The 15,199-nt window shown below is 63.6% G+C and carries 18 protein-coding genes; 8 read left to right on the top strand and 10 right to left on the bottom strand.

Annotated elements, in window-relative coordinates; all coding sequences use genetic code 11:
- Window positions 1–21 precede the first annotated feature (21 nt).
- From AB4Z43_RS11465 to hisB, 7 genes are read right to left on the bottom strand one after another with little or no spacing between them, the layout of a single operon-like run.
- The gene (locus AB4Z43_RS11465; protein WP_019862623.1) at window positions 22–345 is read right to left on the bottom strand and encodes a phosphoribosyl-ATP diphosphatase; all 324 of its coding nucleotides are present in this window, start codon (window positions 343–345) and stop codon (window positions 22–24) included.
- Window positions 346–380: 35 nt separating this feature from the next.
- Window positions 381–1,175 carry an imidazole glycerol phosphate synthase subunit HisF gene (hisF, locus tag AB4Z43_RS11460; protein ID WP_064985396.1) on the bottom strand — a complete coding sequence of 265 codons (795 nt, stop codon included), beginning with the start codon at window positions 1,173–1,175 and terminating at the stop codon, window positions 381–383.
- Complete coding sequence (locus AB4Z43_RS11455; RefSeq protein ID WP_038651441.1) at window positions 1,172–2,008, bottom strand: arginase family protein; 837 nt, start codon at window positions 2,006–2,008, stop codon at window positions 1,172–1,174. Before AB4Z43_RS11455 ends, hisF begins: the two co-directional genes overlap by 4 nt.
- On the bottom strand, window positions 2,005–2,754 hold the full coding sequence (gene hisA / locus AB4Z43_RS11450; RefSeq protein WP_441937484.1) for a 1-(5-phosphoribosyl)-5-[(5-phosphoribosylamino)methylideneamino]imidazole-4-carboxamide isomerase: 750 nt from the start codon (window positions 2,752–2,754) through the stop codon (window positions 2,005–2,007). Before hisA ends, AB4Z43_RS11455 begins: the two co-directional genes overlap by 4 nt.
- A gap of 27 nt (window positions 2,755–2,781) precedes the next feature.
- Window positions 2,782–3,432 (bottom strand): imidazole glycerol phosphate synthase subunit HisH, encoded by a 651-nt coding sequence (hisH, locus tag AB4Z43_RS11445; protein ID WP_038651438.1) that lies wholly within the window; start codon window positions 3,430–3,432, stop codon window positions 2,782–2,784.
- A 1-nt stretch (window position 3,433) separates the two neighbouring features.
- On the bottom strand, window positions 3,434–3,910 hold the full coding sequence (locus AB4Z43_RS11440; protein WP_441937482.1) for a DUF2628 domain-containing protein: 477 nt from the start codon (window positions 3,908–3,910) through the stop codon (window positions 3,434–3,436).
- Between the two features lie 3 nt (window positions 3,911–3,913).
- On the bottom strand, window positions 3,914–4,513 hold the full coding sequence (hisB, locus tag AB4Z43_RS11435; protein ID WP_441937480.1) for an imidazoleglycerol-phosphate dehydratase HisB: 600 nt from the start codon (window positions 4,511–4,513) through the stop codon (window positions 3,914–3,916).
- Between the two features lie 237 nt (window positions 4,514–4,750).
- Between hisB and hslV the strand changes: the two genes are divergently transcribed.
- From hslV to AB4Z43_RS11410, 5 genes are all read left to right on the top strand, one after another.
- Window positions 4,751–5,302 (top strand): ATP-dependent protease subunit HslV, encoded by a 552-nt coding sequence (gene hslV / locus AB4Z43_RS11430; protein ID WP_019862614.1) that lies wholly within the window; start codon window positions 4,751–4,753, stop codon window positions 5,300–5,302.
- Window positions 5,292–5,813 (top strand): GNAT family N-acetyltransferase, encoded by a 522-nt coding sequence (locus AB4Z43_RS11425; RefSeq protein ID WP_019862613.1) that lies wholly within the window; start codon window positions 5,292–5,294, stop codon window positions 5,811–5,813. Before hslV ends, AB4Z43_RS11425 begins: the two co-directional genes overlap by 11 nt.
- Window positions 5,814–5,817: 4 nt before the next feature.
- Window positions 5,818–6,417, top strand: a complete 600-nt coding sequence (locus AB4Z43_RS11420; RefSeq protein WP_069090759.1) for a DUF2585 domain-containing protein — start codon at window positions 5,818–5,820, stop codon at window positions 6,415–6,417.
- Window positions 6,418–6,419: 2 nt separating this feature from the next.
- Window positions 6,420–7,730 carry an ATP-dependent protease ATPase subunit HslU gene (gene hslU, locus AB4Z43_RS11415; protein ID WP_027047638.1) on the top strand — a complete coding sequence of 437 codons (1,311 nt, stop codon included), beginning with the start codon at window positions 6,420–6,422 and terminating at the stop codon, window positions 7,728–7,730.
- Between the two features lie 168 nt (window positions 7,731–7,898).
- The gene (locus AB4Z43_RS11410; RefSeq protein WP_441937477.1) at window positions 7,899–8,873 is read left to right on the top strand and encodes a DUF1402 family protein; all 975 of its coding nucleotides are present in this window, start codon (window positions 7,899–7,901) and stop codon (window positions 8,871–8,873) included.
- Window positions 8,874–8,879: 6 nt separating this feature from the next.
- On the opposite strand, the gene AB4Z43_RS11405 is transcribed toward AB4Z43_RS11410, so the two are convergent.
- From AB4Z43_RS11405 to AB4Z43_RS11395, 3 genes are read right to left on the bottom strand one after another with little or no spacing between them, the layout of a single operon-like run.
- Window positions 8,880–10,109, bottom strand: a complete 1,230-nt coding sequence (locus tag AB4Z43_RS11405; RefSeq protein ID WP_441937475.1) for an NAD(P)/FAD-dependent oxidoreductase — start codon at window positions 10,107–10,109, stop codon at window positions 8,880–8,882.
- 5 nt (window positions 10,110–10,114) lie between these two features.
- On the bottom strand, window positions 10,115–10,429 hold the full coding sequence (locus tag AB4Z43_RS11400) for a MocE family 2Fe-2S type ferredoxin (protein ID WP_019862608.1): 315 nt from the start codon (window positions 10,427–10,429) through the stop codon (window positions 10,115–10,117).
- 38 nt (window positions 10,430–10,467) lie between these two features.
- Complete coding sequence (locus tag AB4Z43_RS11395; RefSeq protein WP_441937473.1) at window positions 10,468–11,559, bottom strand: fatty acid desaturase family protein; 1,092 nt, start codon at window positions 11,557–11,559, stop codon at window positions 10,468–10,470.
- A 166-nt stretch (window positions 11,560–11,725) separates the two neighbouring features.
- Here AB4Z43_RS11395 and AB4Z43_RS11390 point away from each other — a divergent pair, with 166 nt between their 5' ends.
- The 3 genes from AB4Z43_RS11390 (at window position 11,726) to AB4Z43_RS11380 (ending at window position 15,197) form a co-directional block, all read left to right on the top strand.
- Complete coding sequence (locus AB4Z43_RS11390) at window positions 11,726–12,757, top strand: LacI family DNA-binding transcriptional regulator (protein ID WP_202361071.1); 1,032 nt, start codon at window positions 11,726–11,728, stop codon at window positions 12,755–12,757.
- 315 nt (window positions 12,758–13,072) lie between these two features.
- Window positions 13,073–14,014, top strand: a complete 942-nt coding sequence (locus tag AB4Z43_RS11385; protein ID WP_019860851.1) for a sugar ABC transporter substrate-binding protein — start codon at window positions 13,073–13,075, stop codon at window positions 14,012–14,014.
- Between the two features lie 106 nt (window positions 14,015–14,120).
- Window positions 14,121–15,197, top strand: coding sequence for an ABC transporter permease (locus AB4Z43_RS11380; protein ID WP_019862603.1), 1,077 nt, complete (start codon window positions 14,121–14,123; stop codon window positions 15,195–15,197).
- The last annotated feature ends 2 nt before the right edge of the window (window positions 15,198–15,199 follow it).

Below are 15,199 nucleotides of genomic sequence, written 5' to 3'. Positions count from 1 at the left end.
GATACCTGCCCTCCCTCGCGGTCAGCCCTGGGGCCGTGACGCCTTCTCGGCGATGCCCGAACGCCCGGTGCGGCTTTCGAGCTCCTTGAGCACGTCGCTCAGCGGAACACCCGAGAGGCCGAGAACGACGAGCCAATGATATATAAGATCGGCACTTTCGGAAACGAGGCCCTGTCTGTCGCCCTTGACGGCGGCAATCACCGTCTCGACCGCCTCCTCGCCGAGTTTCTGGGCCGCCTTGTCGATGCCGCGCGCGAACAGTTTCGCCGTCCAGGAGTCCGGGTCGCCGGAATGGGCGCGGTCCCTGATGATTGTCTCCAGATCGGAGAACGAAAATTCAGCCATGGCGCCTGGGGCCCTTTTCTTAGCCGGAACAGCCTCTAGGGCCGATCACCCGAGGAGTCCAGCCGCATCGGCAGGCCCGCGGCGGCCATATGCGCCTTGGCCTGGGCGATTGTATAGGTGCCGAAATGGAAGATGGACGCCGCAAGCACCGCGCCGGCATGGCCGTCGCGAATGCCTTCGACCAGGTGATCCAGCGTGCCGACGCCGCCCGAAGCGATGACCGGCGCGCGCACCGCATCAGCGATCGCACGCGTCAGCGCGATGTCGTAGCCGGCCTTGGTGCCGTCGCGGTCCATCGAGGTCAGCAGGATCTCGCCGGCGCCGCGATCGACCATTTGACGCGCGAATTCGACCGCGTCGATGCCGGTCTTCTCGCGCCCGCCATGGGTGAAGATCTCCCAGCGGTCGGCCTCGCCGGCGCCGGAGACCTTCTTGGCGTCGATGGCGACGACGATGCACTGGTTACCGAACTTGTCGGCGGCTTCGGCGACGAAATCCGGGTTCTTCACCGCCGCCGTGTTGATCGACACCTTGTCGGCGCCGGCCAGAAGCAGCTTCCTGATATCGGCGACCTGGCGCACGCCGCCGCCGACGGTCAGCGGCATGAAGCACTGTTCGGCGGTGCGGGCGATGACATCGAAAATGGTTTCACGGTTGTCGGACGAGGCGGTAATGTCGAGAAAGCAGAGCTCGTCGGCACCAGCGGCGTCATAAGCCTTGGCCGCCTCGACCGGGTCGCCGGCGTCGATGAGGTCGACGAAGTTGACGCCCTTGACGACACGGCCGTCCTTGACGTCGAGGCACGGGATGACACGGGCTTTCAGCATCAGCGGCCCTCTATCGTGGCGATGAGATCGTTTAGCAGCTCGCCGACCAGCGGCGGGACGTCGCCCTGCGCGTCGAAGGCCGGATCGTAGGCGGAAACGGTGATGCCGACGACCGGCACCGCCAGCGCGATGGCGCAGGCCGCGTCGCGCAACTGTTCCGGGCTGGGCCCGCCTGACGTGACGTATCGATTGGCCTGCAGTTCCTTGGGGTCGTGCACGTCGAGATCGAGATGCATGTGCACGCTTTTGGCGCCTGCGGCCTTCAGCTTCGCTGTTGCTGGTCCAATGCCTGGACATTCGGTGCGGATGACCGGCAAGGTCTTGAGCAGTTCTTCCTCGGCCGGATCGAGATCGCGGGCGTTGACAAGCACACAGCGTGACGGATCGATCGGCTTGAAACCTGGAATGGCCGCTGCCATCGGACGCCAGCACAGGCCAAGCACGGTCGCCAGCGCCATGCCGTCGAGAAAGCCGTATACCGAGGTCTCGGGCGTGTTGAGATCGCCATGCTGGTCGGCCCAGATGATCGCATCGGCACCCTCGCCGGCGACCGCGCCGGCCGATGTCAGGCAGTTTCCGGCCAGCACGATGGGGAACCGCCCCCTGTCGATGGCAATGCGGACCTCGCCCGAGACGGCATTGCAGACGGCGAAACCGGTGGCGATCTCGCGTTCCTGGTCGTCACCGACCCTGCCGATATCCGCGACCGCGACCTCGTGGCCGGCAATGGTCAGTGCGTCGACCAGACCGCCTGCAATCAGCGCATCCGGGCCCTGTCCCATGCCGCCGTGATAGTGGCCGCTGTCATAGGAGGCGAGGATGATGGTGATCTTCACGATTTCGCCTCCGCCGCCGGCCGGCCCTGCAGGATCGCCAGCGCCTCGACGGGATCGATGCGGCCGTCATAGAGCGCGCGACCGGAGATGGCACCTTCAAGCTTCTTTGCATCGGGCATCGTCATGCGCACGATGTCGGCGATCGAGGCGAGGCCGCCAGAAGCGATGACCGGGATCGATACGGCCTCGGCGAGGTCGATGGTGGCGTCCCAGTTGATGCCGGTCAGCACGCCGTCGCGATCGATGTCGGTGTAGATGATGGCGGCGACGCCGGCACCCTCGAATTTCCTCGCCAGTTCAATGACGCCGAGGCTCGACGCCTCGGCCCAACCCTCGACCGCGACCTTGCCGCCCTTGGCGTCGATGCCGACGGCCACCTTGCCCGGGAAAGCCTTGCAGGCCTGCCTGACAAGGTCGGGATCGCGCACCGCCACCGTGCCGAGGATGACGCGGGCCAGCCCGCGGTCGAGCCAGTCCTCGATCTGCGCAAGCGTGCGGATGCCGCCGCCGAGCTGCACCGGGTTCCTCGTCGCCTTGAGGATGGCGCCGACCGCCGCGCTGTTGACGCTCTGGCCCTTGAAGGCGCCGTTGAGGTCGACGACGTGCAGCCATTCGAAGCCCTGGTCCTCAAAGGCTTTTGCCTGCGCGGCCGGATCATCATTGTAGATGGTCGCGGTCGCCATGTCGCCGTGCTTCAGGCGCACGCACTGGCCGTCCTTGAGGTCAATGGCGGGAAACAGGATCACGATTCAGGCACCCTTCTTGCTCATGCACTAGGGCCTCCAGCGCAGGAAATTGGTGATCAGCGCCAGCCCCAGCGCCTGGCTCTTTTCGGGATGGAACTGCGTGCCGACGAGATTGTCGCGGGCGACGGCCGCCGTCACCGGACCACCATAGTCGGCGACGGCCAGAACCTCGGCCGGCTTTTTCGCGTCGAGATGGTAGGAATGGACGAAATAGGCGTGCAGCCCCTCCGGTCCGGTCGGAATGCCGACAAACAGCGGGTGTTGGCGTCTGAGCTCGATCGTGTTCCAGCCGATCTGCGGGATTTTCAGAGCCGGATCGGCGGGCGTGATCTCCTTGACGTCGCCCGAGATCCAGCCAAAGCCATGGGTGACGGTCTTTTCCAGGCCGCGCTCAGACATCAGCTGCATGCCGACGCAGATGCCGAGGAAGGGCCGGCCCTTGGCGATGGCGACGTCTTCGACCGCGTCCCACATGCCGTCGACCGCGCGCAGACCGGCCGCGCAGTCGGCATAGGCGCCGACGCCGGGCAGGACGATGCGGTCGGCGCTGCGCACCCGGTCGGCATCGGCCGTCAGGTCGATTTCGGCCGATATGCCGGCTTCGCGCGCGGCGCGCTCGAAAGCCTTGGTGGCCGAGCGCAGATTGCCCGAGCCGTAGTCGATGATTGCTACCCGCATGTCAGGGCCGTCCCGGTATGTGGGTCAGGCCCAGCGCCATGCCCGGCTGCGCCGGACGCGCCTGGGCGGCATCCGGAACGATGCGCGGCGGCGGCGCGGCTTCCTCCGCATGCCCCTCGATCTCCAGCGCATAGCGTATGTCGGCATCGTGGAGCCGGCCGGCCTGAACCGCGCCCCATTCATGCCAGCCGCGCCGGCGCAGGGCCGCTATGCGCAACCCCTGCCCTTCCAGGCCGATATAGAACGAAACCAGCGTCGACAGCAGCGAACTTGCCAATCCAAGGCCAAGGTTTTGCCCAGCCATCGAAAGCGCGCCCATGACGACGAAGGCAAGTCCGGCTTCGATCCACAGCCGGTGCCAGGCGAGCCAAAGCGGCGGCACCAGCAGGCCGAGCCAGGTGAAGCCGTCGCGGATAAAGGCCGTTGCGTCGACCTTCTCGCTGCGGCCGGGCGGTTCCATCACGACATAGGTGGCCATGGCCTATCCCTTCAACGATCCCTTGGTGGAGGGAACCGCGTCCGGCTGGCGCGGGTCGGGCTCGAGTGCGGCACGCAGCGCGCGCGCCACCGCCTTGAAACAGGTCTCGGCGATGTGGTGGTTGTTGGCGCCATAATGGTTGGTGACATGCAGCGTGATGCCGGCATTTTGCGCCAGCGCCTGGAAGAATTCACGCACCAGTTCGGTGTCGAAAGTACCGATCTTGGGCGACGAGAAAGACACGTTCCAGACCAGGAACGGCCGGCCCGACACGTCGATCGCCGCGCGCGTCAGCGTCTCGTCCATGGCAAGGTCGAAAGAGGCATAGCGCATGATGCCGCGCCGTTCGCCCAGCGCCTTGGTCAGCGCCTGGCCGAGCGCGATGCCGGTGTCCTCGACCGTGTGGTGGTCGTCTATGTGCAGGTCTCCCTTGGCCCTCACCGTCATGTCGATCAGCGAATGGCGCGACAGCTGGTCGAGCATATGGTCGAAGAAGCCGACGCCCGTGGCGATATCGGATTTGCCCGAGCCGTCGACATGGACCGACACCGAGATGTCGGTTTCCTTGGTCTTGCGGCTGGCTTCGGCGGAACGGGGCGCCATGACCTTGTCCTTGTCTCAGGGTTTCAAAGCTCCGCAGACGAGCTTCGAACATTCACCGGCTTGAAAACGAAAGCCTTCTATCAGCATGATCCGGCGATTGCCAGTTGCCTCGGACAGAGGTATCGGCCTTGCCGGAGTGGCGATTTGCAATCATGGGTCCCGTGCATACATATGGCCGATAAAATCACTCGTACCGCGCCAATCGCCTTTTGGGATCGCGCGAATCGGAGCCAATAAATGTCTGATAATCTGACCATGCACGCCACGACCATCGTGACGGTGCGCAAGGGCAACAAGGTGGTGATCGCCGGCGACGGCCAGGTCAGCCTTGGCCAGACCATCATGAAGGGCAATGCCCGCAAGGTCCGCCGCATCGGCAAGGGAGGCAATGTGATCGCCGGTTTCGCCGGCGCCACCGCGGACGCCTTCACACTGCTGGAACGGCTGGAAGCCAAGCTCGAACAATATCCCGACCAGCTGACGCGCGCCTGCGTCGAGCTCGCCAAGGACTGGCGCACCGATCGCTATCTGCGCCGGCTGGAGGCGATGATGCTGGTGGCCGATAAGTCGGTCTCGCTGGCGCTGACCGGCACCGGCGACGTGCTCGAACCCGAACATGGCGTCATGGCCATCGGTTCAGGCGGCAACTATGCGCTGGCCGCGGCGCGGGCGCTGATGGACACCGACAAGGATGCCGAGGAGATCGCCCGCAAGGCGATGCAGATCGCCTCCGACATCTGCGTCTACACCAACAACAATTTCGTCGTCGAAACGCTCGATGCCGCCTGAGAAGGGTGTGCTCTACGATTTTCGGCCGGTTACCGAAAAGGACCTGCCGATGATCGCCGGCTGGCTCGCCGAGCCGCATGTTGCCCAGTGGTGGAACGATCCGGAGACGGAGATCGCCGAGATTCGCGATCATATCGACTCGATTTCGGTCGAGCCGCTGATCGTGGAACTCGACGGCAAGCCGATCGCCTATCTGCAGAGCTACGACCCGCATCTGGAAGACGACCATCCCTATGCCGACCAGCCGTTCGGCACGCTCGGCATCGATTTGTCGATCGGGCCGCCGGAGCTGGTCGGCATCGGCCATGGCTCGGCGATCGTACGCCAGTTCGTCGAAGATCTGTTCGAGGAAGGTGTGCCCCGCGTCATCATTGATCCCAACCCCGCCAACATTCGGGCCATCCGCGCCTATGAAAAAGCCGGATTCCGGGCCATAGACCGCAGGCAATCGGTCTATGGCGACGTCGTGCTGATGGCGATCGATGCCGACGATGAACAAATGGGGGAATAACCAGATGAGCAAGCCGGCCGCGGATGATGGCTATTCGGCCTATGAAGACAGCTGGCGCATGGGTCTTCTGCTCGTCCTTGGCCTGCTCATCTTCCAGGCCGGGGCTCTCTATGGCATGGGCCGGACGCCGATCTGCACCTGCGGCTACGTGAAACTCTGGCATGGCGTGGTGAACAGTTCGGAGAATTCCCAGCACATTTCCGACTGGTACACCTTCTCGCACATCATCCACGGCTTCCTGTTCTATGCCTTGGCGAGGTTCCTGTTTCCGCGTTCGCCGATCGGCTTGCGGCTGGCCTTCGCCGTCCTCATCGAGGGCGGCTGGGAGCTGCTGGAGAACAGCCCGTTCATCATCGACCGCTACCGCGCCGGCACCATCTCGCTCGATTATTACGGCGACAGCATCATCAATTCGGTGTCCGACACACTGGCCATGGTGCTGGGATTTGTGATGGCGCGAAGGCTACCTATATGGGTGATCGTCAGCCTCGCCATCCTCTTCGAACTCGGTACCGGCTATCTCATCCGGGACAATCTGACACTCAACGTGATCATGCTGCTGCATCCGTTCGAGGCCATCAAGCAGTGGCAAAGTGGAATTTAGCTATGACGACATTTTCTCCCCGCGAAATCGTTTCGGAACTCGACCGCTTCATCATCGGCCAGAAGGACGCCAAACGCGCCGTAGCCATCGCCTTGCGCAACCGCTGGCGCCGCCAGCAGCTGGAAGGCCAGATGCGCGAAGAGGTGATGCCGAAGAACATCCTGATGATCGGCCCGACCGGCGTCGGCAAGACCGAAATCTCGCGCCGCCTGGCGCGGCTGGCCGGCGCGCCTTTCGTCAAGGTCGAGGCCACCAAATTCACCGAGGTCGGCTATGTCGGCCGTGACGTCGAGCAGATCATCCGCGATCTCGTCGAGATCGCCATCGGGCTCGTCCGCGAAAAGATGCGCGAGGACGTCAAGGCGCGCGCCCACATCAATGCCGAGGAACGTGTCCTGGAAGCGCTGGTCGGCAAGACCGCCAGCCCGGCGACGCGCGACTCTTTCCGCAAAAAGCTGCGCGACGGCGAGCTCGACGACAAGGAAATCGAGATCGAAGTGGCCGACACCGGCAATGGCGGCATGCCCGGCTTCGAGATCCCCGGAATGCCGGGCGCCAATATCGGCGTGCTCAACATCAACGACATGCTGTCGAAGGCGATGGGCGGCAAGAAGACCAAGCTGCGCAAGACGACGGTGAAGGAGTCCTACGATCTGCTGGTCAGCGACGAGTCCGACAAGCTGCTCGACCAGGACGAGGTGGTGCGCCGGGCGCTCGATGCCGCGGAAAATGACGGCATCGTCTTCCTCGACGAGATCGACAAGATCGCCGCCAGATCCGACATTTCCGGCGGCCCTTCGCGCGAAGGCGTGCAGCGCGACCTGCTGCCGCTGGTCGAAGGCACCACGGTGGCTACCAAATACGGGCCGTTGAAGACGGATCACATCCTGTTCATCGCCTCGGGCGCGTTCCACGTGTCGAAGCCGTCCGACCTGTTGCCCGAATTGCAGGGCCGCCTGCCGATTCGCGTCGAACTGCGGGCCTTGGAGAAGCAAGATTTCGTCCGCATCCTGACCGAGACGGAAGCGAGCCTGATCAAGCAATATATCGCGCTGATGAAGACCGAGGGTGTCGACCTGACCTTCACCGACGACGCCATCGATTCGCTGGCCGGCATTGCCGTCGACCTCAATGACAGCGTCGAGAATATCGGCGCCAGGCGGCTGCAGACGGTGATGGAGCGGGTGCTGGACGAAATCTCCTACGACGCGCCCGACCGCAACGGCACATCGGTCACCATCGACGCCGCCTATGTGGAAAAGCATGTGGGCGACCTGTCGCGAAACACAGATTTGTCGCGATTCATCCTTTAAAGCACGGYGCCGGCTGGTCCGGCGCCGGTTCAGGCAACCCGGCAGAACAATCATGTGTGGCCAGATGGTACCATCTGGCCACCTTTCGTCTTGCCGGGTGAAGGGGCGCTCTCGACTCGAACGGGAGCACTACCCTAGTTTGCCCGCAAGATTGCAGGCGGCGGACGCATGAAAAAACTCATCCCAATCATTCTCAGGCCAGTCATTCTCTGCTTGACGCTGGCGGTGACGCTGTTCGCCGCTGAGGCGGCGACATTGGTGCCGGCGGGAAACCGCAATGCCGAGCAGCCCGATATCCCCGGCGCGTCGAGCCGGCGCACGCAGGCGACCAACACCACCTTCCAGGCGAAATACCGCAAGGTCTATGCCTTGCTGCAGAACGACCCCGACCTGCGCGGCAAGATCAAGAAGGCCGCTGCCGCCTATGGCATCGATCCGATGCATATCGTCGGCGCCATCGTCGGCGAGCACACCTACAATGTCGACGCCTATGACCGGCTGCAGACCTATTACGTCAAGGCGATCTCCTACCTCTCCAGCAAGCTCTCCTTCGCCTATGATGGCGAGGACATCACCGATTTCGTGCAGCGGCCGGAATTCAAGAAATGCGCCGGGATGTCGGACAGCTACGACCTCTGGGAATGTCGTGAACAGGTCTGGAACCATACGTTTCGCGGCAAGAACGTCGGCGGCGAGGACTTTCCCGATGACCGCTTCGGCGCCACCTTCTTCCAGCCCTATTATGCCGGCCAGACTTTTGGGCTCGGTCAGCTCAACCCGCTGACCGCGCTGCAGATGAGCGATCTCGTGCACAAGGTGTCGGGCCTGCCGAAGCTCGATGTCGGTGACCCCAATTCGGTCTACAAGACCATCATGGATCCCGATCTGACACTGCCTTATGTCGCCGCGACGATCAGGAAATCGATCGATGCCTACAAGAGCATTGCCGGCTTCGACATTTCGGGCAATCCCGGGCTGACCGCGACTCTCTACAATGTCGGCAATCCGGAGCAGCGCGCCGATGCGCTGAAAGCGGAAAACGACAGGCGTCGCGCCGCAGGCGAGCCGGAAAAACTGCCGGAGGAGAATTATTACGGCTGGCTGGTCAACGACAAGCTGCCGGAGCTGAAGGCGCTTTTTTAGACCGGTTCACGCCGCCAGCAACGACTTCAGCTTGACGGCCTGCGATCCCAGCGCCTCCGGTGCCGGCTTGGCCCGCTTGCCGATCAGCATTTCGGCCAGCCGGATGTCGCGGGCGACCGCATTGCCGGGGCCGATGCCGCTGGCCGCCACCAGCCTGCCGTCTTCGGCGAGATGGAAAAGTATGAAGGCGCCGTCACCGAGATCGCGGCGCACCGTGTTTCGGCCTTCGTCCGAAAGTCCGGCTATCTGCAGTGACAGGCCATACTGATCCGACCAGAACCACGGCACCGCCGCATGCGCCTCGCCGGCACCGAGCATGTTCTTTGCCGCCAGTGCGCCTTGTTCCTGGGCGTTGCGCCAGGCCTCCAGCCGCACGCGGCGGCCGCCATAGACGGCAAGCGGGAACGAACAGCAGTCGCCGGCGGCAAAAATGTCGGGATCGCTGCTGCGCAGCTCGGCATCGACAGCGATGCCATTGTCTATCGTCAGGCCGGCCTCGGCTGCGAGCCCGGTCACCGGCACGGCGCCGATGCCGATAATGGCGAGGTCGGCTGATATCTCGCGCCCGCCGGCGAGTGTCAGGTACACTTGCCTGCCGTCGTCGGCGATGGAGGCAATACCTTGACCACACACGATGTCGACGCCTTCGGCGACATGGGCCTGATGGATGATTTCGGCGATCTCGGCCGGCACGCCGCGCATCAGGATGCGCGGCTGCGCCTCGATGACCGTGACCGCAGCACCGAGCTTGCGGGCCGCGGCGGCGAGTTCGAGGCCGATGAAGCCACCGCCGATGACGGCAATGCGGTTGCCGGCACGGAGATGGCCGCGAATGGCCAGCGCATCGGCGAAGGTCCTGAGATACACGCAGCGCGCGCCAAGGCCGGGCATCGGCAGCTTGCGTGGGGTCGAGCCGGTGGTCAGCAGGAGCTTGTCGTAAGGCAGGACCGAACCATCCGACAGGCGCACCCTATGTGCGGCGCGATCGATCGCCACGGCCTGGACGGAATGGATATGGCGGATCGACCTCTCGACCAGCACCGCGTCGCTGGCGATCGCCTTGATTTCCGGCGCGTCGCTGGCCATCGCCTCCTTGGACAGAGGCGGCCGTTCGTAGGGCAGATACGGCTCGTCGCCGACCAGCGTCACCGGCCCATCATAGCCGAGATCGCGCAGCGCAAGTGCTGCCCGCCCGCCGCATTCGCCGGCGCCGATGATGACCATGCCCCGCGCCATCTCCGTCACCCGATCTGAACGAGGACTTTGCCGGCGTCGACCTTGACCGGATAGGTTTTCAGATTGACGCAGACCGGGGCGCCACGGGCCGCGCCCGTCTTGTAGTTGAAGCGGCCATTGTGCTTGGGGCATTCGATGATGTCGTCCATCACCAGACCGTCGGCGAGATGCACCTTTTCATGCGTGCAAAGCCCATCGGTGGCGAAATAGTCATCGTCGGGACTGCGATAGATGGCGAAGGTGCGGCCGCCATGATCGAAGCGCATCACGTCCTCTTCATCGATGTCACCGGCGGCACACGCCTCGACCCAGTCGCTCATTCAGTCCTCCCCTGGAAGATCGGATAGCCAGCGCGCGATCATTCCGCAGCGGCGGCGACGACATCGTTGTGGAATTCCTCGCGGTATGGCCTGGCGGTCGCCGGCAGTTCGCGCTTGAGGAAATAATCCTCGTTGCGCAGCTGACGCAGGAAGACCGGGACCATCTCGCGATAGCCGGCCAGGATCGACGGCGTCGGCGCCGGCAGATCATGCTTGATCAGTTCATGCAGCCTAGGCAGCGCATGGTAGGGCACCATCGGGAACATGTGATGCTCCACATGGTAGTTCATGTTCCAGTAGATGAAGCGGCTGATCGGGTTCATGTAGACGGTGCGGCTGTTCAGCCGATGGTCGATGACATTGTCGGCGAGGCCGCCATGCTGCAGCAGGCCGACCATGACGTGATGCCAGGCGCCATAGAGCCTGGGCAGGCCGACCAGCATCAAGGACAGGAACGAGCCGGAATAGATCGCCAGCGCGATGGTTGCGGCATAGATCGCCGTCCAGATGCGGGCAATGCGGATCGCCTTGCCCTGCTCCTGCTCGGGAACGAAGGTCTTTTCGGCGGCGCTGATGTTGCCGGCGGCGTTGCGCAGCATGTCCGACATCGCATGCCAGGCGTCCAGCACGCCGACAAAGCCGAGCAGCGCGCGCACCAGGTCCGGCGGCCGCATGACCGAGATTTCCGGGTCACGGCCGACGATGATGGTGTCGGTGTGATGGCGCGTGTGGCTCCAGCGCCAGGTCACCGGATTGCGCATGATCATGAAGCAGGCGATCTGATAGACCGCATCGTTCATCCACTGCGTCCGGAACGCCGTACCGTGCCCGCATTCATGCCAGCGTGAATCCGTCGATGAGCCGTAGAGGACGCCGTAGACGAAGAAGAACGGCACGCACCACCAGCTGCCCCAGAACAAGGCGCCACCGGCGCCGCTGGCGATGAGCGCGGCCAGCCAGATCGCGGTGTCGCGGATCGCCGGCCCGTCGGAGCGCTGCATCAGCTCCTTCATCTGCTTGCGGGACACGTCGGTGTGATACCACTCGGCCGCCGACAGGCCGGTTTCCACGGCTAGTTTGGCGTCGCGGCCGATCAGGCTGTAGTCCCGCCGGGACGGCGCAGTGATCATGATTGCCTCCTCGGCAGGCACTCGCCCAGGCGAATGCCGGTTGCCCATATGGCTTCTAGCGTGAAAGTACCGCTTGCCCATGATAGACTCAATATCACAAAGATAGTTTCTATCATTTCCTATCAGAATGATGTATCGTGCCCGGCAACGGAACCGAGGGGCGACCATGGCGAAACGGCCGACCATATCCGATCTGGCACGCATCTCCGGCGTAAGCGTTGCCACGGTGGACCGCGTGCTCAACAATCGCCTGCCGGTGCGCGAGGAGACCGCGCGGCGCGTCTATGAGACCGCGACCGAGATCGGCTATCACGCGGCCGGCCTGATCAAGCAACGGATGCGCCATGAACTGCCGGAGTACCGGCTCGGCTTCCTGCTTTTGCGAGGCAACGATGTCTTCTACGGCGATTTCGCGGCGGAGCTCGAACTGGCGGTGTCGCAATCGCAGCGGTTCCGTGGCGCCGCAACCATCGACTTCGCCAGTTCCCTGGTCCCCGACGAGATCGCCGCCCAGATGCGCAAGCTGGCGGCAAAATCGAGGGCCATCGCCGTTGTCGGCCCGGACCATCCGACCCTGACGGCGGCGGTCGAGGCGTTGAAGGCGAGAGGGCAACCGGTCTTCTCGCTGCTGTCCGACTTTGCCGCCGGTATCCGCGAGGGCTATGTCGGCCTCGACAACCGCAAGGTCGGTCGTACCGCGGCCTGGATGATCGCCAGGGCGGCGCGGCAGCCCGGCAAGGTCGCCCTCTTCGTCGGCAGCCATCGTTTCCATGGCCACGAGCTGCGCGAGATCGGCTTCCGCTCTTTCTTTCGCGAGCATGCACCCGACTTCGGCGTGCTGGAAACGCTGGTCAATCTGGAGGCAAACCAGGTGACCCATGATGCGATGATCGATCTTCTGGCGCGCTATCCGGATCTTGCCGGCTGCTACGTCGCGGGCGGCGGCATGGAAGGCGCGGTCTCGGCGCTGCGGGCAGCAAGGCCGGTGCATATGCCGGTGGTCGTCTGCAACGAGATCAACGCCGAGTCGCGCGCGGCACTCGCCGACAACATCCTCACCATGGTGATCTCGACGCCGCTCGCCGCGCTCTGCCGCGAACTGGTCGATCGCATGGTGCATGCCATCGAAACCGGCGCGGCCAACGCGCCTGGCCAGACCTTCCTGCCCTTCGACATCTATCTGCCGGAAAATATCTGACCTTTGCCGGGCGGGAGCAGCCGCCGGAAATGATAGAATCCATCAGGACGATCCGAAAATCCGGCGGCAGGCCGCGGAATCGCCCTTGACGTTCCGCTGGAATGGAATAAATATTTCACCCACTGTACATTTTGGTTCTTTCGTTCCGGAACGTCTGTTTCAAACAGAGGGTTTGGCATTCCAGCTCAAGCAGGGGCCAGCCCAAGTAGGGGATGCCACACGGAGCGAAGCGATATCAGGGAGAGATTCCCCGGGGAGATCGGGGATTCCGGATAGATCGGTGCAACCGGACACCAAAAGTGGAGGAGAGATACAATGAAGAAACTGCTTTTGGGCGTCGCCTTCGCGGCGCTGATGAGTTCATCGGCTTTTGCCGCCAAGATCGGCGTATCGATGGCCAAGTTCGATGACAACTTCCTCACCGTGCTGCGCAACGGCATGATCGCCCAGGCCAAGGGCATGAGTGGCGTCGAGCTGCAGGTCGAAGACGCACAGAACGACGTTGCCAAGCAGCTCGACCAGATCAAGAACTTCGCCGCTTCGGGCGTCGACGCCATCATCGTCAACCCGGTCGACACCTCGGCCACGCAGGCGATGTCCGACGCTGCCGCCGCCGCCAAGATCCCGCTGGTCTATGTCAACCGCGAGCCGGTCAACGTGAACTCGCTGCCCGACAATCAGGCCTTCGTCGCCTCGAACGAGGCCGATTCCGGCACGCTCGAGACCAAGGAAGTCTGCCGCCTGTTCAAGGAAGCCGGCAAGAAGGAAGCCAATGTCTATGTGATCATGGGCGAGCTTTCCAACCAGGCCGCCGTGCAGCGCACCAAGGACATTGAAGAGGTGATCGCCACGCCGGACTGCAGCTTCATCAAGATCATCGACAAGCAGACCTCGAACTGGAACCGCGACGAGGCGCAGAACCTGATGACCAACTGGCTGTCGACCGGCAAGAAGTTCGACGGCGTCATCGCCAACAATGACGAAAGCGCCATCGGCGCCATCCAGGCGATGAAGGCCGCCAACATCGACATGAAGTCGGTTGTCGTCGGCGGCGTCGACGCCACGCAGGACGCGCTTGCCGCCATGCAGGCCGGCGACCTCGATGCAACCGTGTTCCAGGACGCCGCCGGCCAGGGCGCAGGCGCGCTGGATGCGGCGCTGAAACTGTCCAAGGGCGAGAAGGTCGAGCACAAGGTCTACGTGCCGTTCCAGCTTGTCACCCCGGCAAACATCGACAAGTTCCTGAAGAAGAACTGAGCCGCGGACATAGGAGCGGCGCGCGCGCAGAAGGCAGCGCCGCTCCCCTTTCCCTCGGCGCCTGACGGCGCTCGAGGCGCGACCGCGGCTGACGGAGGATAGAAGATTGGCACAGACATCTCATGGCGTCGGAGGGCTTACCTACGATGCGAAGAAGCGCGCCTGGCCGGCCGAATTCAACGTTTTCCTGGCGCTCGTCATTCTCGTCGTCATCTTCGAACTGATCGGCCGCATCTTTCTCGGCGACAGTTTCCTGTTCAACACCCGCAGCGACGTCTCGGGGATCTTCAATGAGGCCCGCCTGCAGATCATCATCCTGCAGGTGTCGATCGTCGGCATCATCGCCATCGGCGTGACGCAGGTGATCATTTGCGGCGGCATCGACCTGTCTTCGGGTTCGATCGTCGGGGCCACCGCCATGATCGCCATGAGTTTCGCCCAGGTGGCGACCGTCAACGGCAATCCCAACCCGAAGGCGATGTTCCTGGCGCAAGGCTGGACCGACCTGCCCGTCATCGTGCCGCTGCTGGTGGCGATCGGCTGCGGGCTGCTCGCCGGCCTCGTCAATGGCTCCTTGATCGCCTACACGCGCATTCCTCCCTTCATCGCCACGCTCGGCATGATGGTGACCGCGCGCGGCATCGCCAAATGGTGGTCGAAGGGCCAGCCCATCTCGTTTCCCACCGACAGTTTCGCGGCGATCGGCAAGGGCCTGATGCCCGTCATCATCTTCCTGTCGCTGGCCGTGCTGTTCCAGCTCATCATGAGCTACACACGCTACGGCAAGCACTGTTACGCGATCGGCTCCAATGAGGACGCCGCGCGCATGTCCGGCATCAAGATCGCCAACCACAAGATCCTGGTCTACGTCATCGCCGGCATCCTCGCCTCGCTCGCCGCGGTGGTGCTCTCGTCCAAGAACCTCACCGCCCAGGCCGGCATGGGGGTGATGTACGAACTCGACGCCATCGCCATGGCCGTCATCGGCGGCGTCTCGCTGTCGGGCGGCCGCGGCTCGATCATCGGCACGGTGATCGGCTCGCTGATCTTCGGCGTCATCATCTCCGGCTTCACCTTCCTGCGCCTCGACGCCTACTACCAGGAGATGGTGAAGGGCGTGATCATCGTCGGCGCGGTCGTTCTCGACCAGTGGCGCCAACGCCTGCGGGCATTGAGGGCTTGACC

This window comes from Mesorhizobium sp. 2RAF45 (genome assembly GCF_052115225.1).
Lineage (GTDB): Bacteria > Pseudomonadota > Alphaproteobacteria > Rhizobiales > Rhizobiaceae > Mesorhizobium > Mesorhizobium jarvisii.
Note: the sequence above shows the minus strand (reverse complement) of the source record. Positions and strands in the feature narration are given on the sequence as shown.

Bases quoted from the DNA above. Each gene is read 5' to 3' on its own strand.
- AB4Z43_RS11465 (WP_019862623.1), bottom strand. From the start codon at position 345: ATGGCTGAATTTTCGTTCTCCGATCTGGAGACAATCATCAGGGACCGC.
- hisH (WP_038651438.1), bottom strand. From the start codon at position 3,432: ATGCGGGTAGCAATCATCGACTACGGCTCGGGCAATCTGCGCTCGGCC.
- AB4Z43_RS11440 (WP_441937482.1), bottom strand. From the start codon at position 3,910: ATGGCCACCTATGTCGTGATGGAACCGCCCGGCCGCAGCGAGAAGGTC.
- hisB (WP_441937480.1), bottom strand. From the start codon at position 4,513: ATGGCGCCCCGTTCCGCCGAAGCCAGCCGCAAGACCAAGGAAACCGAC.
- hslV (WP_019862614.1), top strand. From the start codon at position 4,751: ATGTCTGATAATCTGACCATGCACGCCACGACCATCGTGACGGTGCGC.
- AB4Z43_RS11425 (WP_019862613.1), top strand. From the start codon at position 5,292: ATGCCGCCTGAGAAGGGTGTGCTCTACGATTTTCGGCCGGTTACCGAA.
- AB4Z43_RS11420 (WP_069090759.1), top strand. From the start codon at position 5,818: ATGAGCAAGCCGGCCGCGGATGATGGCTATTCGGCCTATGAAGACAGC.
- hslU (WP_027047638.1), top strand. From the start codon at position 6,420: ATGACGACATTTTCTCCCCGCGAAATCGTTTCGGAACTCGACCGCTTC.
- AB4Z43_RS11410 (WP_441937477.1), top strand. From the start codon at position 7,899: ATGAAAAAACTCATCCCAATCATTCTCAGGCCAGTCATTCTCTGCTTG.
- AB4Z43_RS11405 (WP_441937475.1), bottom strand. From the start codon at position 10,109: ATGGCGCGGGGCATGGTCATCATCGGCGCCGGCGAATGCGGCGGGCGG.
- AB4Z43_RS11400 (WP_019862608.1), bottom strand. From the start codon at position 10,429: ATGAGCGACTGGGTCGAGGCGTGTGCCGCCGGTGACATCGATGAAGAG.
- AB4Z43_RS11395 (WP_441937473.1), bottom strand. From the start codon at position 11,559: ATGATCACTGCGCCGTCCCGGCGGGACTACAGCCTGATCGGCCGCGAC.
- AB4Z43_RS11390 (WP_202361071.1), top strand. From the start codon at position 11,726: ATGGCGAAACGGCCGACCATATCCGATCTGGCACGCATCTCCGGCGTA.
- AB4Z43_RS11385 (WP_019860851.1), top strand. From the start codon at position 13,073: ATGAAGAAACTGCTTTTGGGCGTCGCCTTCGCGGCGCTGATGAGTTCA.